At 53.4% G+C, this 26,640-nt stretch carries 20 protein-coding genes and 1 pseudogene; 6 read left to right on the top strand and 15 right to left on the bottom strand.

Going from position 1 to position 26,640, the window contains the following annotated elements:
- Positions 1-126 precede the first annotated feature (126 nt).
- Positions 127-1,077, top strand: a complete 951-nt coding sequence (gene zntB / locus HEP82_RS04930) for a zinc transporter ZntB (protein WP_192457111.1) — start codon at positions 127-129, stop codon at positions 1,075-1,077.
- A gap of 327 nt (positions 1,078-1,404) precedes the next feature.
- Here the strand turns inward: zntB and ttcA are convergent, their stop codons facing one another.
- Positions 1,405-2,343, bottom strand: coding sequence for a tRNA 2-thiocytidine(32) synthetase TtcA (gene ttcA / locus HEP82_RS04925; RefSeq protein WP_192457059.1), 939 nt, complete (start codon positions 2,341-2,343; stop codon positions 1,405-1,407).
- A gap of 367 nt (positions 2,344-2,710) precedes the next feature.
- Between ttcA and HEP82_RS04920 the strand changes: the two genes are divergently transcribed.
- On the top strand, positions 2,711-3,253 hold the full coding sequence (locus HEP82_RS04920) for a flavin reductase family protein (protein ID WP_192457058.1): 543 nt from the start codon (positions 2,711-2,713) through the stop codon (positions 3,251-3,253).
- 249 nt (positions 3,254-3,502) lie between these two features.
- On the opposite strand, the gene HEP82_RS04915 is transcribed toward HEP82_RS04920, so the two are convergent.
- Complete coding sequence (locus HEP82_RS04915) at positions 3,503-3,832, bottom strand: hypothetical protein (RefSeq protein WP_192457057.1); 330 nt, start codon at positions 3,830-3,832, stop codon at positions 3,503-3,505.
- A gap of 557 nt (positions 3,833-4,389) precedes the next feature.
- Between HEP82_RS04915 and HEP82_RS04910 the strand changes: the two genes are divergently transcribed.
- Together HEP82_RS04910 and HEP82_RS04905 are read left to right on the top strand one after the other, a co-directional pair.
- Complete coding sequence (locus tag HEP82_RS04910) at positions 4,390-4,860, top strand: membrane lipoprotein lipid attachment site-containing protein (protein ID WP_192457056.1); 471 nt, start codon at positions 4,390-4,392, stop codon at positions 4,858-4,860.
- Positions 4,861-5,109: 249 nt separating this feature from the next.
- Positions 5,110-5,394 carry a putative hemolysin gene (locus tag HEP82_RS04905; protein ID WP_192457055.1) on the top strand — a complete coding sequence of 95 codons (285 nt, stop codon included), beginning with the start codon at positions 5,110-5,112 and terminating at the stop codon, positions 5,392-5,394.
- A gap of 62 nt (positions 5,395-5,456) precedes the next feature.
- Here HEP82_RS04905 and HEP82_RS04900 read toward each other — a convergent pair whose 3' ends face one another.
- The 3 genes from HEP82_RS04900 to HEP82_RS04890 all read right to left on the bottom strand — a co-directional run bounded on the left by HEP82_RS04900 (position 5,457) and on the right by HEP82_RS04890 (position 9,325).
- Positions 5,457-6,449 (bottom strand): 2-hydroxyacid dehydrogenase, encoded by a 993-nt coding sequence (locus HEP82_RS04900; RefSeq protein WP_192457054.1) that lies wholly within the window; start codon positions 6,447-6,449, stop codon positions 5,457-5,459.
- Positions 6,450-6,627: 178 nt separating this feature from the next.
- Positions 6,628-8,181 carry a methyl-accepting chemotaxis protein gene (locus HEP82_RS04895; protein ID WP_192457053.1) on the bottom strand — a complete coding sequence of 518 codons (1,554 nt, stop codon included), beginning with the start codon at positions 8,179-8,181 and terminating at the stop codon, positions 6,628-6,630.
- A gap of 538 nt (positions 8,182-8,719) precedes the next feature.
- Complete coding sequence (locus HEP82_RS04890; RefSeq protein WP_192457052.1) at positions 8,720-9,325, bottom strand: FMN-dependent NADH-azoreductase; 606 nt, start codon at positions 9,323-9,325, stop codon at positions 8,720-8,722.
- 234 nt (positions 9,326-9,559) lie between these two features.
- Between HEP82_RS04890 and hrpA the strand changes: the two genes are divergently transcribed.
- Positions 9,560-13,447 carry an ATP-dependent RNA helicase HrpA gene (hrpA, locus tag HEP82_RS04885; protein WP_192457051.1) on the top strand — a complete coding sequence of 1,296 codons (3,888 nt, stop codon included), beginning with the start codon at positions 9,560-9,562 and terminating at the stop codon, positions 13,445-13,447.
- Between the two features lie 132 nt (positions 13,448-13,579).
- Here the strand turns inward: hrpA and HEP82_RS04880 are convergent, their stop codons facing one another.
- The 8 genes and pseudogenes from HEP82_RS04880 to rstA all read right to left on the bottom strand — a co-directional run bounded on the left by HEP82_RS04880 (position 13,580) and on the right by rstA (position 22,597).
- Complete coding sequence (locus HEP82_RS04880; protein ID WP_192457050.1) at positions 13,580-14,275, bottom strand: LutC/YkgG family protein; 696 nt, start codon at positions 14,273-14,275, stop codon at positions 13,580-13,582.
- Positions 14,272-15,696, bottom strand: a complete 1,425-nt coding sequence (locus HEP82_RS04875) for a LutB/LldF family L-lactate oxidation iron-sulfur protein (protein WP_192457049.1) — start codon at positions 15,694-15,696, stop codon at positions 14,272-14,274. Before HEP82_RS04875 ends, HEP82_RS04880 begins: the two co-directional genes overlap by 4 nt.
- Positions 15,697-15,706: 10 nt before the next feature.
- Positions 15,707-16,426, bottom strand: a complete 720-nt coding sequence (locus tag HEP82_RS04870) for a (Fe-S)-binding protein (protein ID WP_192457048.1) — start codon at positions 16,424-16,426, stop codon at positions 15,707-15,709.
- A 70-nt stretch (positions 16,427-16,496) separates the two neighbouring features.
- A complete protein-coding gene (locus HEP82_RS04865; protein WP_192457047.1) occupies positions 16,497-18,047 on the bottom strand; it encodes an L-lactate permease in 1,551 nt (516 codons plus the stop codon).
- A 496-nt stretch (positions 18,048-18,543) separates the two neighbouring features.
- Complete coding sequence (locus tag HEP82_RS04860; protein WP_192457046.1) at positions 18,544-19,371, bottom strand: trypsin-like serine peptidase; 828 nt, start codon at positions 19,369-19,371, stop codon at positions 18,544-18,546.
- A gap of 529 nt (positions 19,372-19,900) precedes the next feature.
- Positions 19,901-20,374: pseudogene (gene asr, locus HEP82_RS04855) on the bottom strand (acid resistance repetitive basic protein Asr); the annotation flags it as partial.
- A gap of 175 nt (positions 20,375-20,549) precedes the next feature.
- Entirely contained in the window at positions 20,550-21,857 is a 1,308-nt protein-coding gene (gene rstB, locus HEP82_RS04850) for a two-component system sensor histidine kinase RstB (RefSeq protein ID WP_192457045.1), read from the bottom strand.
- Complete coding sequence (rstA, locus tag HEP82_RS04845) at positions 21,854-22,597, bottom strand: two-component system response regulator RstA (protein ID WP_192457044.1); 744 nt, start codon at positions 22,595-22,597, stop codon at positions 21,854-21,856. Before rstA ends, rstB begins: the two co-directional genes overlap by 4 nt.
- 367 nt (positions 22,598-22,964) lie before the next feature.
- Between rstA and HEP82_RS04840 the strand changes: the two genes are divergently transcribed.
- Complete coding sequence (locus tag HEP82_RS04840; RefSeq protein WP_192457043.1) at positions 22,965-23,393, top strand: hypothetical protein; 429 nt, start codon at positions 22,965-22,967, stop codon at positions 23,391-23,393.
- Positions 23,394-23,420: 27 nt separating this feature from the next.
- Here the strand turns inward: HEP82_RS04840 and dauA are convergent, their stop codons facing one another.
- Positions 23,421-25,139, bottom strand: coding sequence for a C4-dicarboxylic acid transporter DauA (gene dauA / locus HEP82_RS04835; RefSeq protein WP_192457042.1), 1,719 nt, complete (start codon positions 25,137-25,139; stop codon positions 23,421-23,423).
- A 278-nt stretch (positions 25,140-25,417) separates the two neighbouring features.
- Positions 25,418-26,518: a sodium-potassium/proton antiporter ChaA gene (gene chaA / locus HEP82_RS04830; RefSeq protein WP_192457041.1), complete on the bottom strand. Its 1,101-nt coding sequence runs from the start codon at positions 26,516-26,518 to the stop codon at positions 25,418-25,420.
- Between the last annotated feature and the right edge of the window lie 122 nt (positions 26,519-26,640).

The raw sequence follows: 26,640 nt of genomic DNA, 5'->3' as shown, positions 1-26,640 counted from the left end.
ATCTTTCTTATTGATGGGACTGCGCTTAATTCTCCGTTACCGGGTTGCCGCCATAGGTATTGTCGTTAAGATAAATAGACACTACATCCTCCCGGAGGGAATTGCGTGCAAGAGAATGAAATCAGTATGTTGGCTCATACCGGGGCCGTGATTGCCTGTCAACTGGACGGCAAAGGCGGCATGGCGCCTTTGGGGGCACACAGTGCTTCGCCGTGTTGGTTGCATCTGGATTCCAATCAGCCGAACAGTGCCCGTTGGCTGAATGAAACGGAGTTGTTGCCGGATAGCGTTCGAGCGGCGCTGACTGGAGAGAGTGCGCGGCCTAGAGTGGCGCGTCTGGGGGACGGGACGCTGATTACATTACGCAGTATTAATTACAATGATGACGCTCGGCCGGATCAATTGGTGGCGATGCGCGTGTTTGTCACCGATCGGCTGATAGTTTCTACGCGACGCCGCAAAGTTGCGGCTATTGACGCGGTGATGCAGGATCTGAAGGAAGGAAACGGTCCAACCGATAGCAGTAGCTGGTTGGTATCCATTGCTGAAGCGCTGACGGATGATACCAGCGAGTTTATCGATGAATTGCACGAGAAGATCATCGATCTGGAAGACGCTTTGCTGGAGCAACAAATCCCTCCTCGCGGATCGTTGGCGTTGATTCGTAAGCAGTTGATCGTATTACGGCGATATATGACGCCGCAGCGTGACATCTTCTCGCGTTTGTCCGGGGAGAAACTGGCCTGGATGCATGACGATGATCGGCGACGCATGCAGGAGATTGCCGAGCGGCTCGGTCGAGGGTTGGACGATCTTGATGCCAGTATCGCCAGAACAGCGGTGATCGCCGATGAAATTACCTCGCTGATGACCGACGCCATGAATCGTCGCACGTATACGATGTCGATGTTGGCGATGCTGTTTTTACCTACCACATTCCTTACCGGATTGTTCGGCGTCAATCTGGGCGGGATCCCCGGAGCGGGAAGCGCACTAGGCTTTGCCGTGTTTTGTTTGATGTTGATTCTGTTGATTGGCGGGGTTGCGTGGTGGTTAAGGCGTAGTAAATGGTTGTGAGGGGGCGGAGGGTATTATTGTGTAATCCATCACGCAATTCCGGGGCACCCAAAAAACCGTTGGTAATATTGAGCAATATCAACATTTCCGAGATATGCATGCGGCACTATCCCCCTCGCAGGTGAATGCAACGTCAAGCGATGGGCGTTGCGCTCCATATTGTCTTACTTCCTTTTTTGAATTACTGCATAGCACAATTGATTCACACCATGCCGACGTTTCGTCGGCTTTTTTTTGTCTGAAATCCGCTGACGGGAACGGCATCCCCGGCCGACCTGTATGCGGCACGGGGTACATGGGGCCACAGAGATCGTGGCCCCGATAGGACTATTTGATTTCCAACACATCCAGGCGCTCCAGCGGGCGGTGAATTTCATCCTCCTCATCCTGGCGCCAGCCTACCGGCTGCAACGGCAACTCTTCGCGATCGAAAGCCAGGTCGCCGCCGTCCACCACCTCGTCGCCATGACGAATGGATTTAAAATCGAACAGATTGGTATCGCAGAGATGAGACGGCACAACGCTCTGCATCGCGCTGAACATGGTTTCGATCCGCCCCGGATAACGTTTATCCCAGTCGCGCAGCATATCCTTAATCACCTGTCGCTGTAGGTTGGGCTGGGAGCCACACAGGTTACAAGGAATAATCGGGAACTGCCTGGCTTCGGCAAAGCGTTCAATGTCTTTCTCGCGGCAATACGCCAGCGGCCGAATCACCACATGTTTGCCGTCATCGCTCATTAGTTTCGGCGGCATGCCTTTCAGCTTTCCGCCATAGAACATATTGAGGAACAGCGTTTGCAATATGTCGTCGCGATGGTGGCCTAACGCGATTTTAGTCGCACCCAGCTCCGTTGCGGTACGGTACAGAATGCCACGCCGTAGGCGAGAGCACAGTGAACAGGTTGTTTTCCCCTCGGGGATTTTCTCTTTTACGATGCCGTAAGTATTTTCTTCGACAATCTTGTATTCGATGCCGATGCTATCCAGATAGTTCGGCAGAACATGCCCGGGAAATCCGGGCTGCTTCTGATCCAGGTTGACCGCGATCAGCGAAAAAGAAATCGGCGCGCTCTGCTGCAGGTTTCGCAGAATTTCCAGCATGGTGTAGCTGTCTTTCCCGCCGGAAAGGCACACCATCACCCGATCGCCATCCTCGATCATCGAAAAATCGGCGATAGCCTCGCCCACATTGCGGCGCAGACGCTTTTGCAACTTGTTGAGATTGTATTGTTGTTTTTGATTAAGACTATGACTTTCTTGCATTTAATCGTTACTCGTGGTCGTGTTTTGCCGGTCTGGGCAGCATAGAAAAAGTGTATTCAAGGAGCGAGTTTACCATTACGCGCGCCAATCCGAACGTTGTTCATTGTATTCGCCTCTTTTCCCCTGAAGCTAACGCCAGTTACGTGTTTCGTACCCAGTCCGATGCGTTCAGCGCATTGTTTGAAAGCCGGTAATCAGGCTAGGCGTGTAGGGCATGGATGACAGCACTGAATGCCTGCATGTTTATTGCTGGTCGCAGTTCAACAGTGCGAATGGGTGTTCGTACTTGCCGTGGTTATTCGGCGAAGGAAAGGGGATGGGGCCGCGGAGGCTATACTAAGATGGTTGGTTGAAAGAGGAGGTGCGTATGCAGGATCTTCCGCTGGGGAAAGCCTTTACGTTGCTCGAGTCGGGGCCGGTCATCCTGGTGACTACCAACGATGGTCAGCGAAATAATGTTATGACTATTACCTGGACCATGGTGCTGGGGTTTTCAGCATCGTTTGCCATAACAACCGGGCCGTGGAACTACTCGTATGCGGCGCTTCAGACGTCAAGAGAGTGCGTCATTTCCATTCCCACCGCCGACATGATAGATACCGTCGTCGGCATCGGTATGTGTTCTGGGCAGGATACGGACAAATTTCATCAATTTAATCTGACTCCGTTACCGGGGAGACAGGTACGGGCGCCGTTGATCGGGGAATGTCGGGCAAATATTGAATGTCGGGTGGTCGATATTATTGAACATTACAACATTATCGTGCTCGCTGGACTGGCGGCGTATTTTGATGAGGCGCGTATGGAAAAAAAGATGCTTCATGCAGTTGGTGACGGTACGTTTATTGTGGATGGTGTTCGGCTCGATCGAAAAGCGATGATGCGTGCCAAACTACCGGATGGAGTGTAGCCACTGAGGATGGGCCACAACAGTCGTTCTTAAATATCAACAGTTACGCCCGATTTCACTCTGCTATTCGTTTCATCCTGTATAAAAACCATCGAGAATATGAATAACTTTTAGACAAAGCGAGCGTCGGAAAAGTGAAGGTGGTCGAGTCGGATATATTGAGCTTATGCCCGAAAAATATCTCTCACGGATAATGCGTTATTCCTGATATGGGCTGTTTGGCTACAACGGGATCGTCAACGCCTTGCCTTATTTATATAAATGCTGCAAAAGTGCGTCTGGAAGAACAATGCCTTTGCGGTAAAGCTTTTCAATTTCCAGATAAGTTGCAACCAACCGAATAGTGTAGTCAGCGGTGCTCATGTTGATAGTCAGGCGGTGCAGGAAAGGGTAGTACACCAGGAGCGCCTCATAATCTTGTAATGTCACTTTTCCCAAAATATAGGGGCTGGATAGCATTGATAACGTAAAGGTTTCGTTATGTTGTGTAACATAAGCAAACCGTGTCGCTATTTTTTCCAGCACGGGAGGGATATGATTAATATTATTATCCTGTTGCGTAACAAAATTATTTTTCATTTATCCCCCAGTGCTGTGATGAAAAACTTCAGTATCCGGTGCTATGAGCAGCTCGATTGTCAAACATCATTCAGTTATCGGATCGGAATATTTTTTCTTTACGCCTTTATTGAAGAATAAATAATTCAGCATGATGGAAAGGGACTTTTTTTTCTTTAAATTACGATGACGTGTAACAATGACATGTCATAAATGAAGTATGGTATGAAAATATTCAGTCTGTAATGTAAGTAAATGCACGTTTAATGTAAGTTAATCGAAAAGATATATTTCCTTGTGTTGTATTGTGCTTCAGGGATGGCATGAATAAAAATAGCCTCAGTTTTATTTTGGTAATCCTGTTGATGCATTTTATCAACATGGTTTGCCATTGCTCAGTGGAGAGCGGAGACAGGGCAGCGTCGGTGGTGATAGCGGGGTAGGGTAGCAAGACTCAAGATGTGGTTGTTGTTAAAAGGATAAATGTATTCTTGCCGAAACTATGGAAAAATAGGCGCGGCGGATGGGGATTCGCCGGTCGTAACCCTCATGGCTGACGGAGAGAAGAGATACAAATAATGAAGAAACTGTTTCTGGTCCTGGTGGCCACAACATTGTTGTCTGGGTGTTCATTGTTCAGTTTCAAAACAACGTACCTGAACGCTTCTTTCACCTCCCCTTACTATATGGCTTACAACGATACCCACTCGCTGGATGATAGCCTGGCCTGGAATCACACGATCTACCTGACTTCCAGCCTGGAGCATCAAGATGAAATTCGTGGAACTTATAAGGCGTCAATGCCGAAGATTGCGCTGAACTATCGCGCGGAAGCTGCTGACGGCGGATATCAGATAACCTATTACGGAACCGTCAGTTACTTATTGTCGCCTCGTTATCATAAGGTTGGTTCCAGGTATGTTATTGAAGGCGACAAGCTTAAAGAGTTCCCTATCGCACGCCGGACGGTGCATGTCACCGAAGAGAAGAAAGCAGTGTTGCGACTGACGGATGATATTCGGGTCGATATGAGCCTTGAGGATCGGTAATGTCTGGTAGTGATATACCCTTCGTGGGACAAGAGCCGATGGAATTATCCGCCACGTTGTTTTTCATGATCCTGATTACGAGCGAGCGGGGCTAGCCTAAGCAGAGGGCTGGTGTTGCGACATCGGGCAATGGATGAGGGTCGTTCACTACGGCGTCGTCCCCTAATGAGACGATGATGCCATCGGTAATGATAAAGCGGTAAACCAAATTTCGAACAATTACACACAGCACAAAGGCCGATTTACACAATGAAAACATTAACATGGCTTATGGTAGGCGTTGTTCTGACGTTGGGCGGTTGTAGCAGTCATCAAGATTCGGATAGCGCTGGCAGTGTGACGCCTGTTGCGCTGCAGGGGAACTTAAGCGGGCCGGCCGACACTTCGCCTGCGGAGGTGAACTGTATGTTGGCGGGAGGGCGAATGGGGAGCTCTCGGCAGTTAAACGGCGCCTTAATCGGCACCTGTCTGCTGGCGAATGGCAAACGTTGCGATGAAAATGCACTGCTGAAAGGGACGTGCCCGACAAGCTGAAACTCGCTGAGTCGTCAGGTTTGGTGGCAATGGTCGACGGCCACGCCGTCGACCAACCAGAGTCAAGGATTAAGCCGATTAGGGCACGAGTTACCTTCGCTGATCTGGCGAATATTCCCCAGTGTGGTTAACGAAATGCTGGTCAACGCTTCTTCGGTCAAAAAGGCTTGGTGCCCGGTGAATAACACGTTGTGGCACGCGGAGAGTCGTCGGAAAACATCATCCTGAATCACATCGTTGGATTTATCGTTGAAGAATAAATCACGTTCATTTTCATAGACATCCATTCCTAATGAACCGATTTTTTGCTGTTTCAGCGCATCGATGGCGGCCTGAGAATCAATCAGTCCGCCGCGGCTGGTGTTGATAATCATGACGCCATCTTTCATCTGGGCGAAAGCATCCTGATTGAGCAGATGATGGTTTTCCGGCGTCAGCGGGCAATGTAGGGAAATGATATCTGCACTGGCGTAGAGCGTTTTCAGGTCAACATACCGGGCGCCCAGTTCTAGTACCTGTGGGTTTGGGTAGGGGTCAAACGCCAGCAGGTTCATTCCGAAGCCTTTCAGAATCCGCAGTGCAGCGATACCGATTTTGCCGGTACCAATAATACCGGCGGTGCGCTGGTGCATATTGAAGCCGATCAGCCCTTCCAGCGAGAAGTTGGCGTCACGGGTACGTTGATAGGCGCGATGTATCCGTCGGTTCAGGCTCATCATCATGCCGACTGCATGTTCGGCGACGGCTTCCGGCGAATAAGCGGGTACGTGTACGATGTGCACACCCAGCTCGGATGCTGCCGCCAAATCGACGTTGTTAAACCCCGCACAGCGTAATGCCAGCGTTTTTATACCCATGGCAGCCAGCTCCGTCAGAACTTCGCGACCGCCGTCATCATTGACAAAAATGCAGACGGCATCACAGCCGGCAGCCATCTTGGCGGTACGTGGGCTGAGCAGGAAATCGAAAAACTCCAGTTCATAGCCAAATTGTTGGTTCACCTGTTCCAGATATTTACGGTCATACTGCTTGGTACTGTAAATCGCCAGCTTCATGATTGTTTCTCCTCAATATTCTGCTGTTAAGCTAACAGAAATTCATGAACAGACGAACCATTAACCCGGCAATAGTTAATCAACACGTTATGGGGCAGATGTGCTTTGTCAGTGTGAGGCCGGGCGTTGTATTACCCGGCTTTTGGATATTGAACAGCGCGGTAGGCGGGGGCGGTGGTTAGTGCGGCGAGCTAAAGACGGACACCGCCTGCGCCATGCTGGCAATCTGCTGCTGCAAATGGCTGGTTGCAGAGTTGGACTGGCTGGCCAACGCCGTATTCTGGTGCGTTAGTTCGTCGATGCGAGTGACCGCATCGTTGATCTGGTTGAGCCCCTGAGCCTGCTCGCGTGTCGCCTGGCTGATTTCGTTCATCAGTCGAGTCACCTCTTGCACCTTGACCAGAATATTGCTCATCGACTGATTGGTATGGGAAACCTGCTGGTCGCCAATCCGGATGCTGGACAAGGTGTTATCAATAAGCGCGGCGATATCCTTGGCTGATGATGCGCTACGCTGCGCCAGCGAGCGAACTTCGCTGGCAACCACGGCGAAGCTTTTCCCTTGTTCACCCGCATGCGCCGCTTCCACCGCCGCGTTCACCGCCAAAATGTTGGTTTGGAACGAGAGATTATCCAGCACGCTGATGATGTCGGTGATCCGCTCGCTGGCGCGGGTGATGGTATCCATGGTGCTTGCCACCTCAGAAACAGCCTGTTCGCCGGCATTAACCACCTGATTGACGTCTTGCGCGTATTGAGAAGCGCGCAGCGATGCATCGGCATTGCTTTTGATGGTGGAGGTGAGTTGCTCGACCGATGACGCCGTCTGCTGCAGGCTATCTTCGGTTTTTTCACAGCAGTCGGCCAAAATCTGGTTGCCCTGCGCGATCTCGCCGCAGGCGGTTTTCAACTCCTGCAAATTGAGATTAACGTCATCGACGAAAGTGCGGAAATTCATGCCGGATTGGTTAACGGCTCGCATCAACATACCGATTTCATCAGCACGATTGAGTTGTCGCAGGCTATCCGTCTGCCCCGTGGCGGATCGCATCGCCTGTTCCAGGATCTGTTCTACCGGGCGGGCCACATGCTGCACCAGCAATTCGCAGAACAAGCCGGCACAGGCGGCAAGCAGGGTGAACACGCCCCAGACCGTCAATGTTTTCGGCAACAATATCAACGTCATGGCCAACGGCAACAGCCCCAGTAATAGGGCATAACTGCGGATGCGCCAACGCAGCGGCATCGTTTTGAACAGGCTGAGCCATTTTAATGGGCCGGTGTATACCAGTAACCCATTGTGAAACCCCCGGTACTTCAACTGGCCGTCGTTCACCTGGGCATACAGTGCTTCGGCATGGTTGATTTCATCGGCGGATGCGGGGGTGCGCACCGACATATAGCCAATGAGCCGCCCTTCTTTTTTCAATGGCGTCGTGCTGGATTTCACCCAGTAGTGATCACCGTTTTTGCGACGGTTTTTGACGATGCCGGTCCAGATTTTGCCTTCTTTCAAGGTGTTCCACATATCAGCGAAGGCGGCGGGCGGCATATCGGGATGTCGGATCAGATTATGCGGTTGCCCCATCAGCTCATCCGGCTGATAGCCGCTGACTGTGATGAAATCGGTATTGGCATAAGTGATGTGGCTGTCGGGCGTAGTGACCGACATCAGTTTGATTTTGTTATCCAGCGGATATTGATGTTGGCTGACAGGGTAATTCTGACGCATGGAGCATCCTTTTTCTCGTAAGCAGAGGTATGACGAATCCCTATTGAATCGGTGACGTATCTGATGAGTCTGCAGGTTCAGGTGTTTAGGCGGCTTGCCACAGGATCCCTCCTGAGCGTCATCATGATTGCTACGTCTATGTAAAAATTTTATCACAGCCAGGTAATGACTATGTATGCATTTTGCGGGGAAATGTGAACCAAATGGTGAGGAAATATGCAGTTTTTGTCGGGATTGCAGCGAAAATGACGATATTGACAAACGCAAAGTATGGACGGCTGATAAATGCGACAGGTCTGCGAATAAAAAACGCCAGAATCAATCACGGTGGCGGGTAGAAGGGCCGGGGCGGTAGCGCAGTGAGAAACGCCGGGCTCATGTTTCAATGATACCCGGCATTAGCCTGTCGGGGCGTCGGTCATAAAAAACGCGCTCCAAAGAGCGCGTAAATAGAGCCAAAAGCACAAGACAAAAGAGAAGAGCTAGGTCGAGCCCGTAGCCGGAGGGTAGACGGGCACGGGCGGCAATGCAGGCGATATCAGGCGCAAGCCAGTTGCGCCAGCTGGGTTTTGGCGCTTTCTTGCGCTTTCTGCGCGACATCCGGGCCGTAACCGAAGCCTTCGGCAAAGACGAATTCTACATCGCTGATACCGATAAAACCCAGGAACAGGCGCAGGTATGGTTCCAGCAGGTCGCTCGGCGAATCTTTGTGGATGCCGCCGCGCGTGGTCAGCACCAGCGCGCGTTTACCTTTCACCAAACCTTCCGGGCCCTGTTCGGTGTAACGGAACGTCACGCCGGCGCGGGCGATAAAATCGAAATAGTTTTTCAACTGGGTCGGAATGTTGAAGTTATACATCGGTGCGGCCAGCACAATGATGTCATGCGCCTGCAGCTCGGCGATCAATGTATCGGACAGCGCCAGCGCGTCCTGTTGACGCGGCGTCAGCGGGCTGTCGGATGGACGCAACGCGCCGACCAGTTCGCCATCCAGTACCGGTACTGGTTGTGCGGCCAGATCACGAACGGTGATGCTGTCGTTCGGATGTGCGGTCTGCCAGGCAGCGGTGAAGTGTTCGGCCAGTTGGTTGGACTGGGAAAAATCGGCCAGGATGCTGGATTTTAGAACCAATACTTTGCTCATTGTCAACTCCGTGTTGAAGGATGTCGGAACGACGATTATCGCCGGATGGGAGCATCTTAAGGGCTGAGCTAACAACGGGATAGCGTAATATTTCGAGAGCATTATTCGATTTTATTGAATGATGCGGGTGTGAATATTTATGGCGGCAATGCTCTGTGTGATACCATGCCCGCCGCAGAATTTGGGGCGGCGGCCAGACGATTCGCCCCCGCTAAGACAGTAAGGAACCACACCGTGACATCACCTCTCCATACATTACAGGCGCAACTCGATGAGCTGATGCTGCGCGATCAGCAACGTCTGCGCCGTCGGTTACAGGGCGCAATGAAGGTGAATAAACCTCAGGCGCAAGCGGCGATTGCTCTGGATATCGGGGAAGAAATCGCCGGGGCGCGTCAACGAGTGGAGCGGCGTCGCGTATCGTTGCCGGCCATTAGCTATCCGGACACGCTGCCGGTCAGCCAGAAGCGGGAGGCTATTCTGGCGGCGATACGCGACCATCAGGTGGTGATTGTTGCGGGGGAAACCGGTTCCGGCAAAACGACGCAATTGCCCAAAATGTGCCTGGAGCTAGGACGCGGCGTGCGCGGGCTGATCGGCCATACCCAGCCGAGGCGGCTGGCGGCGCGCAGCGTGGCGAATCGTATCGCCGAGGAACTGGCGTGTGAGCCCGGCGGCGCGGTCGGCTACAAAGTGCGTTTTAACGATCAAGCGGGTGACAACACACTGGTCAAACTGATGACCGACGGTATCCTGCTGGCGGAAATCCAGCAGGATCGGCTGTTGATGCAGTACGACACCATCATTATCGATGAGGCGCACGAGCGTAGCCTGAACATCGATTTTATCCTTGGCTACCTGAAGCAATTGCTGCCGCGTCGACCGGATCTGAAAGTCATCATCACTTCCGCAACCATCGACCCGCAACGCTTTTCCCGGCATTTCAGTAATGCACCGATCGTTGAAGTTTCCGGCCGTACCTATCCGGTGGAAGTGCGCTATCGTCCGGTCGTCGATACAGAAGACGACAGCGATCGCGATCAACTACAGGCGATACTGGATGCGGTGGATGAGATCTGCCACGAAGGGCCGGGCGATATTCTGGTGTTCATGAGCGGCGAACGGGAAATTCGCGATACCGCCGATGCGTTGAGCAAGCAGGATTTGCGCCATACCGAAATATTGCCGCTGTATGCGCGCCTCTCCAGTCAGGAACAGAACCGGGTATTTCAATCGCATCATGGCCGCCGCATTGTGCTGGCGACCAACGTTGCGGAAACGTCGCTGACGGTGCCCGGCATCCGTTACGTTATCGATCCGGGCACTGCGCGCATCAGCCGCTACAGCTACCGCACCAAGGTGCAGCGCCTGCCGATCGAGCCGATTTCCCAAGCTTCCGCCAACCAGCGCAAAGGCCGCTGCGGCCGTGTCGCGGCGGGGATTTGTATTCGTCTCTATTCCGAAGCGGATTTCCTTTCCCGCCCAGAGTTTACCGACCCGGAGATTCTGCGCACCAATCTGGCGTCGGTCATTTTGCAGATGACGGCGCTCGGGCTTGGCGATATCTCCGCGTTCCCGTTTGTCGAGGCGCCGGACAAGCGCAATATTCAGGACGGCGTGCGCCTGCTGGAAGAACTGGGCGCGCTCCAGACCGGAGACAGCGACTATTACCGGCTCACGCCGCAGGGGCGGCAATTGGCGCAGTTGCCGATAGATCCCCGGCTGGCAAGAATGGTGCTGGAAGCACGCAATACCTCTTGTGTGCGCGAGGTGATGATTATCACCGCCGCGTTGTCGATCCAAGATCCGCGCGAGCGTCCGGCGGAGAAAAAACAAGCGTCGGACGAGAAACACCGGCGCTTTACCGACAAAGAGTCTGACTTTTTGGCGTTCGTTAAGTTGTGGGATTACCTGCAGGAACAACAAAAAGCGCTGTCGTCTACCCAGTTTCGCCGGTTGTGTCGCAACGATTTTCTCAATTATCTGCGTGTGCGCGAATGGCAGGATGTCTACACCCAATTGCGTCAGGTGGTGAAAGAACTGGGGTTCCCGGTCAACAGCGAGCCGGCGGATTACCGCAGCCTCCATTGCGCCTTGCTGACCGGCCTGCTGTCGCATATTGGCCAGAAAGATGTGGAAAAACAGGAATTCAGCGGTGCCCGCAATACAAGGTTCGCTATTTTTCCCGGCTCTGGGTTATTCAAAAAGCCCCCCAAGTGGGCCATGGTGGCCGAGCTGGTTGAAACCAGTCGACTGTGGGGGCGGGTGGCGGCGCGTATCGAGCCGGAATGGGTGGAACCCCTGTCGCAGCATGTGATCCGCCGTAGCTATAGCGACCCCCATTGGGAGAAAGCGCAAGGGGCGGTGATGGCGCAGGAAAAGGTGACGTTGTACGGTTTGCCGCTGGTGGCGGCGCGTAAGGTCAACTACGGAACGATCGACCCGGTCATCTCGCGAGAACTGTTTATCCGACATGCGCTGGTGGAAGGCGACTGGCAAACTACGCATGCGTTTTTCCGCGCCAATCTCCGGCTGCGTTCGGAAGTGGAAGAACTGGAACACAAGTCCCGGCGGCGGGATATTCTGGTGGATGATGAAACGCTGTTTGCGTTCTACGATCAGCGCATCCCGCATGAAATCGTCTCTTCCCGACATTTTGACAGCTGGTGGAAGCTCACCGGCAAGTCCCAGCCTGATCTGCTGAATTTTGAAAAAAGCATGCTGATCAAGGAAGGTGCCGCGCGCGTCAGTGCGCTGGATTATCCCAATTTCTGGCAGCAGGGTGATGTGCGCCTGCGCCTGACCTACCAATTCGAGCCCGGTACCGATGCTGATGGCGTCACCGTGCATATTCCGTTACCGATTCTGAATCAGGTTGTGGAGGACGGGTTTGAATGGCAGATCCCTGGCATACGTCGCGAGCTGATTATTGCGTTGATTAAATCGTTGCCGAAGCCCGTTCGCCGCAATTTTGTGCCGGCACCCAACTATGCTGAAGCGTTTCTGGCTCGGGTGACACCGCAGGAGAAGGGCCTGCTGGATGCGCTGGAGCGTGAATTGCGGCTCATGACCGGCGTCACGGTCGACCGGGAAGCCTGGCAATGGGATCAGGTACCCGATCATCTTAAAATCACTTTCCGCGTAGTGGACGAAAAACAGAAGACGCTGCGGGAAGGCAAAAACCTGCGCGAATTGAAAGAACAACTGCAGGATAACGTCCAGCAGACGCTGTCTGCGGTGGCGGATGACGGCATCGAGCAGCGCGATTTGCATATCTGGAGCTTTGGCGATCTGCCGGATTGCTATGAACAGAAGCGGGGCGGTTATTCGGTGAAAGCGTATCCGGCGCTGGTAGATGAAAAAGAGAGCGTGGCCATTCGGTTGTTCGATTCGCCGCATCAGCAGCGTCAGATGATGTGGCGCGGGCAACGCCGCCTGCTGCTGTTGAATATTCCCTCGCCAATCAAATATCTGCATGAAAAATTGCCGAACAAGGCCAAGCTGGGGTTGTATTTCAACCCTTATGGCAAAGTGATGGAACTGATCGACGACTGTATTTCCTGTGGGGTGGACAAGCTGATGGAGGAGCATGGCGGCCCGGTATGGCAGGAGGAGGCGTTTCGTCAGTTACACGAGCAAGTACGCGCGGAGCTGAATGAAACCGTGGTGGTGATAGCCCGCCAGGTGGAGCAAATTCTGACAACGGTATTCGCCATTAACAAACGGCTAAAAGGGCGGGTAGATATGGCGCTGGCCCTGGCGTTAAGCGATATCAAAACGCAGATGAGCGGGCTGGTGTTCCGCGGGTTTGTCACTGAGAACGGCTGGAAGCGTCTGCCGGACGTGCTGCGTTATCTGCAGGCCATCGAACGTCGGTTGGATAAGCTGGCGCAGGACGTTCATCGCGATCGGGCGCAAATGCTTAAAGTGGAACAGGTGATGCAGGCGTGGCGGCAATGGTTGAACAAACTGCCCCCGGAGCGTCGTCACGACGAGGATGTCACCGCCATTCGCTGGATGCTGGAGGAATTGCGGGTCAGCTATTTCGCTCAGCAGTTGGGAACACCGTACCCCATTTCCGATAAACGCATTATGCAGGCGATGGGGAATATTGAGGGATAAGCCGCCCATAGCGGCCATCTCTTCGCGCCGGGAATGGCACTGACCAGCACAAGCGTAATGCGAGCGCCCGGTCTCGAGAGAGAGCCGGGCGCTCGCATTGTGATTCCATCCTCAAACGTGTGAGCTGTTTTTTCAGCAGTCTTCAATAATCAGATAAGCCGCATTCACCGGGCCGTGCACCCCGACCACTTTGATGAGCTCAATGTCCGCGGTGGAGCTGGGGCCGCCGATCAGATTGATACAGGACGGCATGCGGATGCCCTGCTGGGCCATCTGGTGCAGTTGGCGCGCCAGTTGTGCAACACGCGGTAAAATAGTGCTTTTGCGCAAGACAAAAATCGATGATTCAGGCAGTAGGCTGATGGCACGCCCACGTTCTGGCGCAGAAAACAACACGACGCCGCCTGATTCGGTTAAGCCGTATTCTGCGTAGACCACGCCCACTTTCGCCTGCTCCGCCAGCCGGATGTTTTCCTCGCCCTGGGCGGCATTCCAGACGGCGGCGTCGCAAGCGTCCTGAAGTCGCGCCGTGATACCCAATGCCGCCAGCCGTTCATCGCCGCTGATCAGCACCGGGGCGTTCCCATAGCGCTCGCACAGACGCAACGCAGCCTCGGGGGCATTGTCTGCGTGGGTCAATTCGCAGTGCGCCAACATAACCTGGGTCGCAACATCAATGAAGGCGTCACAACGTTGTTGTGCATCGAGTTCCGTTAGGCGGGTATGCGCATAATCATTGGCTGGAACCGGTGGCGGCGCCGGGATATGACGGACATCCCGACCGAGCGCATGGGCGATATCCGCTAAAAATTCGTCTCTGTTATTCATGATGTTTTTCCCTGCGCTTTGTGTTTTTTAAACCAGGAACGGAAACTTTCACCGTCGGCTTGCGGTAAATCACGGGCTTCGGTCCATTCACCGATCGCCCCAATCGAGATCGGTATTTTCCCATCCTTGATGAACCATTTTGCGGCATGGGCACCGGCTATCATGCCAACCTTCCATAACCCAGGATGGCTGTTGGCATAAGTAAACAGTTTGATGGCGCGTTGCTCGCCTTTCGGCGTGATACCGCTTTCCGCCATGACGCGCCGGTGTTGCAGTATCAGCTTGGACAACGGGATTTTTACCGGGCAAACGCTGTCACAGGCGCTGCACAGTGAACAGGCGTAAGGCAGATCTTTAAAGTCATCGTACCCGCCCAGCAGAGGCGAAATAACCGCGCCGATAGGGCCGGGATAGATAGAACCGTAACCGTGCCCCCCAATATGGCGATAGGCGGGGCAGATATTCATACATGCCCCGCAACGGATGCAGCGCAATATGTCTTGAAACTGGGAACCCAACAGCTGGGAACGACCATTGTCGACAATCACCAGATGGAACTCTTCCGGGCCGTCTACATTGTCGGCTTCGCGGGGCCCCGTGAGCCATGTGTTGTACCCGGTCAGGCGTGCGCCGACTGCGCTACGGGCCAGCATAGTGATGAGTACATCGACTTCCTCAAACGTCGGGGCGATACGCTCCATACCCATTACCGCGATATGTGTTTTCGGTAACGTAGTACACATGCGGGCGTTGCCTTCGTTTGTCACCAGACAAACCGACCCCGTTTCCGCGACCGCGAAGTTACAACCGGTCACGCCGATTTCGGCGCTCAAAAAATCCTGGCGGATCTTCTCGCGGATGAACAGCGTCATGGCTTCGGGGGTTTCCGGCCCGTCATAGCCCAATTTTTCATGCAGTACGCGCCGAATCTGGTGGCGATCTTTATGGATGGCGGGCACCACAATGTGCGAAGGCGGATCCTCATCAAGTTGGAGGATGTACTCGCCCAGATCGGTTTCAATCACCTGGATGCCGGCCTCTTGTAGGACGTGGTTCATCCCGATTTCTTCCGTCACCATCGATTTGGCTTTGACGACTTTTTTCGCCTGCTTTGATTGCGCCACTTGCAGGATGTAACGGGTGGCATCCTCTTTGGTCTTGGCGAAAAAAACCTTGCCGCCGTTTGCGCTGACACGCTCTGACAGTTGGTAGAGATAAGCATCCAGGTTGGCCAGCACATGCTCGCGAATTTGGCTTGCGCGATCACGCCATGCGTCCCAATTTCCCAATTCATCGACCATTTTCTGCCGGTTGGCGCCGATGCGTTCCTGCGCATTGGCGACCGCACTACGCATAATCAGGTTGTCTATTTGTTGTTTGATGCGCGCTTTGAAAACAACGTTACTGGTTTTTAAAAACATGCGGATCTCCTCAGCGGCTCATCAAAACTTCGGCGATATGCATCACCTTGACGGGATGCCCTTCGCGTTGCAGACGTCCGGCGATATTCAGCAGACAACTCACATCGGCGCCGATAAGGTAATCCGGCTGGGCTGCCATAATGTGGTGTACTTTCTCTTTCACCATCTCACCGGAAATTTCCGCCATTTTTACCGAGAACGTGCCCCCGAAACCGCAGCAGGTTTCCGGGGACTGAAATGGTAACAGCGTCAATCCGTCGACCTGTTTCAGAAGGGTGAGCGGTTCTTCTTTCACGCCCATTTTACGAAACAGACTACAAGACGGATGGTAGACCGCGTTACCGTGTAACCGGGCGCCGACATCCACCACCCCCAGCGTGTTGACGATAAATGAGGTCAGATCGCACATCCGGGCGGCGACGTTGGCGGCACGCTGCGCCCACTCAGGTTCGTCCGTAAACAAAGCGGGGTAGCTTTTAATCGCGTAAGTGCAGGAACCCGCTGGGGAGATGATCGGGTCATTATTTTCCTCCAGCGCCATAATCAGGTTTTTCATCCCAGGTATCGCATCTTTAACGTATCCGCTGTTGAGCGCTGGCTGACCACAACACCCTTGTTTTTCTGGAAAATGCACCTGACACCCTAAGTGTTCCAGCAGTAACACGGAATCGCGCGCCATCCGCGATTTCAGCGCATCACCGATGCAGGTCACAAAAAAATTAACATTCACGACATCTCTCCAATTCCAATAAAGTAAAAATGATTTTTATAGTCAGGCGTCATAGCGCAGTGCTTATTTTTCAGGACATAAACAGGTAATAAAATAATCCTACTTTTAGTCCGAGAATAAGAATGTAGGCCGTACAGTATTTCAATGTGCCAGACATGATGGCGCTGCCTTGTCCATCCATGCGGGTTGCCGACACGGCAATGGCGATGCTCTGCGGGGAAATCATTTTCCCTCCGGTGGCCCCCGACGTGTTAGCCGCCGCCAGCCAGATAGGGTCGATATGCAGTTTTTCTGCAGCCATCGTCTGTAACTTGCCAAAGAGTACGTTGGAGTTGGTATCACTGCCGGTGACGAAAGTACCCAGCGCACCGATCACCGGAGCAATAAAGACATATGCACCGCCGGTCATGTTCACCATGGTTTGCGCCAGCGTAGCGATTAACCCACTGACGTCCATTATGGTAGCCATGGCGACGATGGCGGTGATAGCGATAATCGAGTTTTTCAACTGTTTGAGCGTACTCACGAATACGTGCAGCATCCTTCCCAGCGAGGCCCCCTGAATAAAGCCGCCAATCAGTGAAGCTATGATGATGAGTACGCCCGGTGTGGCAATCCAGTCGATTTTTAATGACAGTGCTTTACCTTCCGGCAGTGGAAAGGACAACGTCGAGGTAATATGCGACAGACTTTGCTTGATGCTCGGAAACAGCGGGGAGCAGAGCAGAATGAATGTAAAAATCAGAATATAAATAGAGCAGGCATTGAGCAAATGACGGCCTGAAGGCAAGCTACCTGATGATTTGTTATTCTGGATCAGATAATTAGGATCGGTTTTCCCTTTGCGCGCCCGCCCCATTACGGCGACCACGATCAGGCTGACCAAGCTGCCCGCAAACGCAGGAAGTTCGGCGCCCAGATGGATTGCCACGAAATACTGCGGGATCAGCGTAGTAATACCACACGCCAGAGTGATGCCGAATACGCCGCGGATCGCTTTCACTCCGTTGCCGATGATGGCGATGATCACAAAAGGCAACAGGATGTTAAACAGCGCCAGTTGCAAAATAATGGTGCCGCCCAGCGTCGTCACCGGCAGGTGTACCTGTTCAGCCAGAATAGAGACGGGGATACCGACTGCGCCAAATGCGGTGGGGACGGTATTGGCCACCAAAGACGCAATGGCCGCTTTCAACGGGTTGAACCCGAGGGCAATCAGAATGCCGATGGGAATAGCCACTGCGGTACCATAGCCAGCGGCAGCTTCAAGAAAGCCGCCAAAGCACCAGGAAATCAACAGCACCTGAATCCGGCGGTCATCGCTGATACTGGCCAGTACATCACGCAGCACATCCATACTGCGTGTTTCCAGCATCAGGTTATAACTGTAAATCGCGCCTAGGATCACAATAACGATGGGCCATAGGCCTTTTATCACCCCATACCCGATCGCTGAACCTATGGTTTGTAGCGGCGTATGCCAGACCGTCATACTCAGAATGGTCGTGATCACCAGCGTCAGCAGGATAGCGTGATGAATGGGCATTTTGATTTTCAAAATCAAAATAATCATGACCAGGAGGGGTAAAACGCCGAGTGAGAATTGCAAGTATTCGTACATGATGCTCCCTAAAACAAAAATGTAACTTATTGGTATCTTTCTAAGAGCATTCGTTTATAGAGAGATAGGAAGGCTGATTCCAGACGCTGGATCGCTTCATTGCAAGCGCAATCCCAATGGCATTATAAAAAGCACAATTTTATCGTTCTTTATGATTAGGGATCGTCAAAGTCGTTACTAATCAGTATGTTAAAATATTGTATGCGGGTTTGTTGCGAGGAATGAAGACGCGGTTTCGCCGCAGCAATTGTTCAAAAAAAGGGTGATGTACATATCCCAATCCTACGATGTCGATAAGCGGTTGAGAGCCTTCCAGTTGGGTCAGATTTTGCCCATGAGCATGATGCTTTTTAGCGGGGAACGCTAACCATAGCGGTAGACAGAGCGGGGTGGCTTCATGCCTTTGGCTGAAATCAATATGTTGATATTCTTATCAAATTCAATGTTTTGTTCGGATGTCAGGTCGCCGGTATTCCATAAAATACCGGCAAGTCAATCAGCGTTTTTCTTTAGCCAATATGTCCAGTCGTTGGCGTATGGCGGTGACGACCACGGCACGGTTGTCGGCCAATGAGCGTTCGCTGGCGTCCGGCGCGGAACTCTGAATGCCAATCAGTACCCAGCTTGCTGCGGTTTTCATCAGCAGCGGCGAACCGCTATCGCCGGGAAGTGTATCGCAACGATGGGCCATGACGGCTTCTTTCTGCACCCACCCGGTAATCCGGCAATCCTGATGGCGGTAAAGCTCATCCTGATGATCTTCAGGGTACCCTGCTTGTGTGACGTGGTTTTTCCTCTGAATCAATGCCGCCTTGAGCTCTTCCTGTGAGCCGGGCCAGAGGGATATTGGGGTAATACCGGGTGGTGTGTGTTGTAGTCGAATCAGCGCAAAATCCCAGGGGGCGGCTGCGGGGGGCACAATCCAGCCGTCACCGTCCGGTTTTAGCATCCTGGCCAGTTTGCGATTGGTCAGCGCCTCGATGTGATTCGTTTCGTAACGCCAGCCGTCAGGGCTGGACAGAAAACGCAGCGCAACCGGTTTATCCAGTACGCCGCCCGGCGGTGCAACGACGCAGTGACCTGCGGTGAGCGCCAGATGTGGGGAGATTAACGTGGCGGTACACAAATTGCCGCTGGCGGTTTCCAATTGCCCGATGGCCTGCCAGGGCCATTGTGATGCATCTGGCACGCTGTCGCGGTCATCGTGATTGAAGAACAACACTTTTTTTTGTTCTTCCGTGGTATCGGATGAGGTATCAGAAGTGGCCCAGGCCACTGGGGTAAGAAACGCGAATGAACATAACCACCAGGCTGATATGCGCATGTCAGTAAAAGGCCTTTATCAGAAGTTCAGCAACAATGAATGATTGTAGAACCGGTCTCAAAGTTTGGCTGCCGAAGAAAACCGGCGTGGATGTCATTTATCTTCCAGCGGGTTGGGTTACAGGGCGTGAGTGTTAGAGGTCTGCTTTACAGAAAAAACAGTACGATAACCAGTGCGCAAATAAGTAGGAAGGACAATACAATTTCGAATGAGTAGCGCTGTAGCATTATCCGATCCCCATGAAGTAAACACCCGGTAAACCGGGTGTTTAGGTGTTGACTGTCATCCCGGAAGCGATGAATGAAGAGGAGAACTTCCGGCGAAGACGTTGAATACAATTACCGACTTACGCTTTTTTCTTGGCTACTTTTTTCTTGGCAGCCTGGGCTTTCTGGGCAGCAGGTTTTTTCTTAGCTACTTTTTTCTTGGCAGCCTGGGCTTTCTGGGCAGCAGGTTTTTTCTTGGCTACTTTTTTCTTGGCAGCCTGGGCTTTCTGAGCAGCGGCTTTCTTCTTAGCTACTTTTTTCTTGGCAGCCTGGGCTTTCTGAGCAGCAGGTTTTTTCTTAGCTACTTTTTTCTTGGCAGCCTGGGCTTTCTGGGCAGCAGGTTTTTTCTTAGCTACTTTTTTCTTGGCAGCCTGGGCTTTCTGGGCAGCGGCTTTCTTCTTGGCTACTTTTTTCTTGGCAGCCTGGGCTTTCTGAACAGCGGCTTTCTTCTTAGCTACTTTTTTCTTGGCAGCCTGGGCTTTCTGGGCAGCGGCTTTCTTCTTAGCTACTTTTTTCTTGGCGGCCTGGGCTTTCTGGGCGGCGGCTTTCTTCTTCACGACTTTCTTTTTAGCGTGAGTGGCTTTTTTCATCGGCTTTTGGGCTTGGTCTGCTTTAGCCGGAGCCGCAGTGTCAGCGGTCGGAGCAGCAGCCGGAGCAGGGGTAGTGTTGCCTGCAGCGAACGCTACAGAGGACAGACCCAGAGCCGCACCTGCGATCAGCACTAACAATTTTTTCATCATCAATTCCTCAATTATCCGGTTTAGGTGTCGGACCACGCGGTGGGCCGATGTCTGGAGAATAGGTGAAGATAAGCGACCGATCTGTGAGTGTTTGGTGTCCGCGTGTAACGGATTGTACAGGTCTGGGTAGGGTGTGTGTCATTGCATGGTGTAACGCAATGACACGTAAAAACTACTCTGTACGACGTGGCAGGTCGGGTTTTTGGGTAATGATTGGCCAGCGGAATACAAAACGGGCGCCGCCGAGTACGCTGCTTTCGACGAAAATCGTCCCGCCGTAGGCACGTACAATCGCCTGCACGATTGCCAACCCCAGGCCGCATCCTCCGCTGCTGTTTTCAATGCCGGCTTCCAGTCGGATAAAGGGTTCGAAAATGTGTTCGCGATCCGCCGGCGCAATACCGGGGCCATCGTCTTCCACCGTCAGGCAGGCCATGTCCTGTTCACGGGTCAGACTGACGCGCATCTGCTGCCGGCAGAATCTCAATGCGTTATTGACCAGGTTATTCAACACACGCTCGAGCAGGCGTAAATCTACATAGCCGAATTGGCTGGCAGGGTTGACTTCCAGTGTGATCTGCCGTGGGGCATTGACCAGTTGAAAATCGGCGATGCGCCCCTGCAGCCAGCCGGGTAGCGCAATCTCTTCCAGATGCAACGTGACCTGCGGGCGATCCAGCCGGGCGTAAGTCAACAGTTCGTCGATCAGCGCTTCCAGTTGGCTCACATCCCGGTTGATGGCCTCCTCTTCGTCGCTGGTCAGGTTTTCATTCATCGCCAGACGGTAACGCAGCCTCACCAACGGTGTCCGTAGTTCGTGGGCAATGTTGTCGATAAGCTGTTTCTTGCTGGTGATGAGCTGGTTGAGGTTATCCGCCATCCGGTTGAAAGCGACCCCGAGCCTAAACAGATTAGAGGTGTTGTCGAAGTGGGTGCGTTCTTCAAGATGACCTTCACCCAGCCGCTGGGCAGCATTTTCTAACTGCAGCATCGCTTTCCAGTGCGGCCGCATCCACAGAAAAACCGGCAATGCCAGCGACAGCCCAATCAACGCCAGCACCAGCAAGTTGACCAGCCGGATTTCATGCAGGAAGAACAGATACGGGATCGGGCCGACGGCCAGCACGTAGTGGCTGCGGGGAATGCGCTGGATAAACGTATATTCATCGTCCAGTGCGACGATCTCCCCCTGAATCAGCCGTTGCTGGGCCTGGGTGCTGAGCCGGTATTTGTTGATGGGTTCGATATGCAGCTTGAATGACAGGTTAAGATCCATCTGGTTGATGGTTTTGTGCCATTCGCGAGGCGGGATAGAGCGCAGCTCATTGCGGATCAGATACAGCGAGCTTTTCATCAGGTCATCCATTGATTGACGTCCGGCGCGCTCGGCCGTCACCTTGTAGACCAGGCCGACCAGCAGAGTCATGACCAGAAAGCTGGCGAACAACAGCAGAAAGAATTGAATAAACAGCTTCCTCATAGTGAGGGCGTCTCCCAGGCATTGGGGGCAAACAAATAACCCTTATTGCGGATGGTTTTGATGCGTACGGGCTCAAGCGCGTTATCACGCAGTTTTTTACGCAGGCGTGAAATGGCGACGTCGATGCTGCGATCCATGCCATCATAACTGACGCCGCGCAATGCTTTGAGCAACGCATCGCGATCCATGATTTGCCCGGCGTGGGTTGCCAGCAGCCACAACAGTTCAAAGTCGGTGGTTGATAACGTGATGCTTTCGTCCGCCAGGGTGACTTCGCGGTTGACCGGGTCGATGCACAGCAGCCCGAAATGCAGGGATTTGTGAACCTGGATCTGGGTTTGCACCGGTTCGGTGTTTTCCCGGTCTGGCTGTGGGGCGGCTGCATATTGACGAAAATGGAGGCGTAAGCGCGCCAGCAGAACCGCCGGCGGCGTTGTTTTCAAGATATAGTCGTCGGCGCCCATCTCCAGCGCCAAAATATGGTTCATATCGCTGTCCAGCGAAGTCAGCAGCACGATAGGGCCGGTGAACTGCGGCCGTAGCTCGCGACAGAGGGTCATGCCGTCCTTGCCGGGCAACATGATATCGAGCAGCACCAGATCGGGCTGTTGCTCTTCGATAAACACCAGCGCGTTGTCGCCGCGGGGTTCAATCCTGACATCAATATCGTGTTTACCCAAATACGCGGCGATCAGTTTGCCGACTTCCGGGTCATCCTCAATGAAAGCAATCTTATACATGACATCAAACTCACAACTTTATAAGGGCAGGTTACGCTGATGCCGTCTGCGCCGGCCCATCGTGGAAGAGGCTGGCACCGCGCCGCATTTATCGGGATATCTCTTTTATATCGGTGCTACGTCGCGCGGCATTAGGCGGCAGATCACGTTTTCTCCGCTTCCTTCGGTTGGGGAGATAGGGTGCGGTGGATCCCACTACGAAGAGAAAAAACGCGGCATTTTCACACCGTCTCTACAATTATGGATGACACTATACCCGATTACGATCCTTCACGTCGTAATGGTTGACCGGCGATGGCCGGATCGCCCGAGACGCCGTCGGTCAGGATCATACGAAAAATGACTGAGTAACGGAGAGGGGAAGAAGATGAAAACGTCTCATCTTGCGATACCTGTAAGCTCCAGTGAAAAGATTTGTGTTGACTACACCGCCTGGCTTGGCGCGCTTTGCCGTAAGCACTGGCGCTTTATCGACGCTATGTATGGCGTGTTGCCGATTTTCGGCATGGTGACTAAATCGCCGCCGGGCGATGGAGTCGCTGCTCGTGAAGCGTTGCGTGAACTGGCGTTACAGGTGATGTCCACCCAGGCCAGTGATGAAACCAATCTTTCTCGATTGATTGCTCTGGCGCAGCAGCAGGGGATGCAGGAGCTGGATATCCAACTGCCCTATACGCTATCTGGCGAGCAGTTGGACGCGATTGACGCCAGTTGTCGTCATTATGCGTTGGCGTTGACCTTGCGGGCGGAATGCCTGTCGGTGCGCCTGCGATCAACGCGCAATGTATTGAACTGAGCCCGGGTAACGGGCCAGTTCAACCGTTCAACTCGACGGTGTTTCTTGATGTGGCGTTGTTTCTATCAGCGCCTGCGGCAGCGTGGCGTAGAAGCTCAATCGGTTGGCGATGGGCGCCACATTGGCGCGTGCCAATGTTTTCAACGGCTGGAACGGAATATCGGTGATCACCAGATGTTTTTCGGCCGGCAGCAGTTCCACAAAGCGCAAAAAGGCGTTCAAACCACCGGCATCCAGTACGGATACCGCCTCCCATTGCAGAACCACCACCGGATATTGCTCACTGCGTTCCATCAGCTCGCTGAAAATTCGCTCGGCGGCAGCGAAAAACAGCGGGCCGTTGATACGTAGCACCAGTCTCTCGCCGGGGAGAGTACCTGGCAGCTCGATGATGCGGGTCATACGCGCCACATTGCGCATGAACAGTATTGACGCCAGCACAATACCCACTGTGATGGCGATGACCATATCGAACAACACGGTTAGCGACATGCAGAGCAACAGCACCAAAATGTCGTCCCGCGGGGCACGTCTCAATAGATAAATGACTTTATGCGCTTCACTCATGTTCCAGGCCACCAGCAGCAGCAGCGACGCCATCGCCGACAACGGTAGATAGGATAACCAGGGCGCCAGCACCAGCAGAGAGAGCAATACCAGCAGTGCGTGGATCACGGCGGAGATCGGCGAACTGGCCCCAGCCCGCACATTGGCGGCGGAACGGGCGATGGCGGCGGTAGCGGTGATCCCACCAAAGAACGGCGCCACCATGTTACCGATACCCTGACCCAGCAATTCGCTGCTTGGATGATGTTTGCGGCCGGTCATACCGTCCAACACCACGGCGCATAGCAATGACTCGATCGCGCCGAGCATGGCCATGGAAAAGGCGGCAGGCAACAGTGCTGAGAGACTTTTCCAGGTCAGCGGCAAGGTCTGCCCGTCCGACGCAGGAATGTTCCAGGGGAATTCGAAGCGGGGCAGGATGGCGGGAATGCCCTGCCCACGGGTGCCATCATCCAGCAGGTAGCTGAAACGTGAGCCAATGGTGGCGACATCCATATGGAAAAAATGCCCCATCACCGCCATCACGGCGACGCCGGCCAACAATGCAGGTAGGTGTCCTGGCAGGCGAATGCCCAAGCGTGGCCAGATGATCAACACGAATAGCGTGGTTGCCCCGACCAGCGTATCGGCAAGATTCAGGGTCGGCAGCCCCTGGATCAGCGCCACGACCTTTTCCGTATAGTGTTCCGGCACCGTCGTCATGGTCAGGCCGAAGAAGTCTTTGACCTGCATCGTAGCGATAGTGATGGCAATCCCGGAGGTGAAACCGAGCGTAACCGGCAACGGAATGTATTCGATCAAGCGGCCGAAACGACATAGCCCCATCAACAGCAAAAACAGACCGGAAAGCAGCGTCGCCATCAGCAGCCCGGAAAGCCCGAACTGTTGGGAAACCGGGTAGAGGATGACGACGAACGCCGCCGTCGGGCCGGATACGCTGAAACGAGAACCGCCACAGATAGCAATAATAATCCCGGCGATGGCAGAGGTATAAAGCCCGTACTGCGGTGGTACGCCGCTGGCAATCGCCAGCGCCATGGCCAAAGGGATGGCGATAATGCCTACGGTGATCCCGGCGATGACATCATGAGTAAAACGCGACAGTGTGTATTTTTCCCGCCAGCAAGCTTCAATCAGCGCACTGAACGGTTTAATACCGTTAATTCGGTGTAATTTCATGGGGAATAGACAACCAAAAATAAAAAAAAGGCGGGTCGAGGGGCCCGTCGCGAGAGTGGCAATACGATACGCCTCTTTTTTGCTTTAAATCCAGAACTATATCAACAGAAGCGTTATTTTCGCACCGATAATGCCAAGGTTCGGCCACTTTAATGCCAGGTTTTGCCTGAGTTCTGTAAACGTCAAAACGCCCACCCGCGGCATGTGACACCCTGGTCGGGCATTTTTTCACTCGGAAAAGGAGGGCGGGCGAGCATGATTGCCCGCCGTCGCTTCAGTTACAGCATGATGGTCATCAGATAGGCGATGAACAGCGCCAGATGCGCGCTGCCGTTCAGGACGTTGGTGCGACCGGTGGAAAACGAAATGTGGCACAGTATCAGCACGGTGAGCATAACCACGATGTGCGGCAGCCCCAGCGCGAACAGCAGCGATTTACCGGTCAGCGTGGCGATAAGCGTCACCGCCGGTACGGTGAGTGAAATTGTGGCTAAAACGGATCCGAAAAACAGATTCATGGCGCGTTGCACCTGATTGCGCAGTACAGCGGTAATCGCGCCTAACCCTTCCGGTGAGAGGATCAATAGTGCGACCAGAAAACCGGTGAACTGCGGCGGTGCATTCAACGTATCCAGCAACGCTTCCAGCAACGGGGAATCCATTTTGGTCACGCCAATAACGGCGATCAGATGAACCAGCAGCCAGACGGCATGCCACGGTGAACTGTGGGCTGAGGGTTTGCCGTGATGCGGGTCGGCATCGTCGCCATCATCTTCGTGTTCGTAAACAAACAGATTCTGATGGGTGCGGGTTTGAATTAGCAGGAATACGCCGTACATCATGGCGGAGATCAGCGCAATAATGATGGACTGCGTGACGGAGAAGTTTCCCTGCGGCAGCGCAGCGGGAAAGACCAGCACCAGTACCGAAAGCGGAAAAATCGCCATCAAATACTGTTTTATGCCCCCCAGATTGACATATTGGGTCGCGAATTTTCGGCCGCCCAGCAACAGAGCGAAACCGACCAGGCCGCCGCTGACGATCATGATGATGGAATAAAGGGTATCGCGCATTAGCGTCGGGCTGGCGTCGCCGGTAGCCATCAGGGCGGAAATCAGGCTAACTTCCAGTATCACTACCGACAGGCTGAGGATCAGCGAGCCATAGGGTTCTCCCAGCCGGTGCGCCAGCACATCCGCATGTCGCACTACGCTGAATGCGCTGGCAAGAATCCCGGCCAGCGCCAGCAAATTTATGGCGATCATGCCTGTCAGGCTGCGGGTATCGCCCCATTGCAACAGCGTTAGCAGGGCGATTAACGGAATAAGCAGCGTGTATTCATGGTGACGGGTTTTTACGGTTTCGGCTGACGATGTCATGTGTAGCGGCTCCTGGGCATGGGGCGATCCGGCATGGGTTTTCTGTGGGTGTCCCTACATTGCCTGAGTGATGGGGGTTAAATCATAAAAAAATAGAATAATCTCATCAGAATGTCCTATTT

Origin of the sequence: Musicola keenii (genome assembly GCF_014855505.1) — a bacterium.
GTDB lineage: Bacteria > Pseudomonadota > Gammaproteobacteria > Enterobacterales > Enterobacteriaceae > Musicola > Musicola paradisiaca.
Note: the sequence above shows the minus strand (reverse complement) of the source record. Positions and strands in the feature narration are given on the sequence as shown.

Bases quoted from the DNA above. Each gene is read 5' to 3' on its own strand.
- rstA (WP_192457044.1), bottom strand. From the start codon at position 22,597: ATGTATAAGATTGCTTTCATTGAGGATGACCCGGAAGTCGGCAAACTG.
- HEP82_RS04840 (WP_192457043.1), top strand. From the start codon at position 22,965: ATGAAAACGTCTCATCTTGCGATACCTGTAAGCTCCAGTGAAAAGATT.
- HEP82_RS04890 (WP_192457052.1), bottom strand. From the start codon at position 9,325: ATGAGCAAAGTATTGGTTCTAAAATCCAGCATCCTGGCCGATTTTTCC.
- ttcA (WP_192457059.1), bottom strand. From the start codon at position 2,343: ATGCAAGAAAGTCATAGTCTTAATCAAAAACAACAATACAATCTCAAC.
- HEP82_RS04875 (WP_192457049.1), bottom strand. From the start codon at position 15,696: ATGTTTTTAAAAACCAGTAACGTTGTTTTCAAAGCGCGCATCAAACAA.
- HEP82_RS04905 (WP_192457055.1), top strand. From the start codon at position 5,110: ATGAAAACATTAACATGGCTTATGGTAGGCGTTGTTCTGACGTTGGGC.
- HEP82_RS04920 (WP_192457058.1), top strand. From the start codon at position 2,711: ATGCAGGATCTTCCGCTGGGGAAAGCCTTTACGTTGCTCGAGTCGGGG.
- rstB (WP_192457045.1), bottom strand. From the start codon at position 21,857: ATGAGGAAGCTGTTTATTCAATTCTTTCTGCTGTTGTTCGCCAGCTTT.
- HEP82_RS04900 (WP_192457054.1), bottom strand. From the start codon at position 6,449: ATGAAGCTGGCGATTTACAGTACCAAGCAGTATGACCGTAAATATCTG.
- HEP82_RS04910 (WP_192457056.1), top strand. From the start codon at position 4,390: ATGAAGAAACTGTTTCTGGTCCTGGTGGCCACAACATTGTTGTCTGGG.
- HEP82_RS04895 (WP_192457053.1), bottom strand. From the start codon at position 8,181: ATGCGTCAGAATTACCCTGTCAGCCAACATCAATATCCGCTGGATAAC.
- HEP82_RS04865 (WP_192457047.1), bottom strand. From the start codon at position 18,047: ATGTACGAATACTTGCAATTCTCACTCGGCGTTTTACCCCTCCTGGTC.
- HEP82_RS04860 (WP_192457046.1), bottom strand. From the start codon at position 19,371: ATGCGCATATCAGCCTGGTGGTTATGTTCATTCGCGTTTCTTACCCCA.
- chaA (WP_192457041.1), bottom strand. From the start codon at position 26,518: ATGACATCGTCAGCCGAAACCGTAAAAACCCGTCACCATGAATACACG.
- zntB (WP_192457111.1), top strand. From the start codon at position 127: ATGTTGGCTCATACCGGGGCCGTGATTGCCTGTCAACTGGACGGCAAA.
- HEP82_RS04880 (WP_192457050.1), bottom strand. From the start codon at position 14,275: ATGAATAACAGAGACGAATTTTTAGCGGATATCGCCCATGCGCTCGGT.
- dauA (WP_192457042.1), bottom strand. From the start codon at position 25,139: ATGAAATTACACCGAATTAACGGTATTAAACCGTTCAGTGCGCTGATT.
- HEP82_RS04915 (WP_192457057.1), bottom strand. From the start codon at position 3,832: ATGAAAAATAATTTTGTTACGCAACAGGATAATAATATTAATCATATC.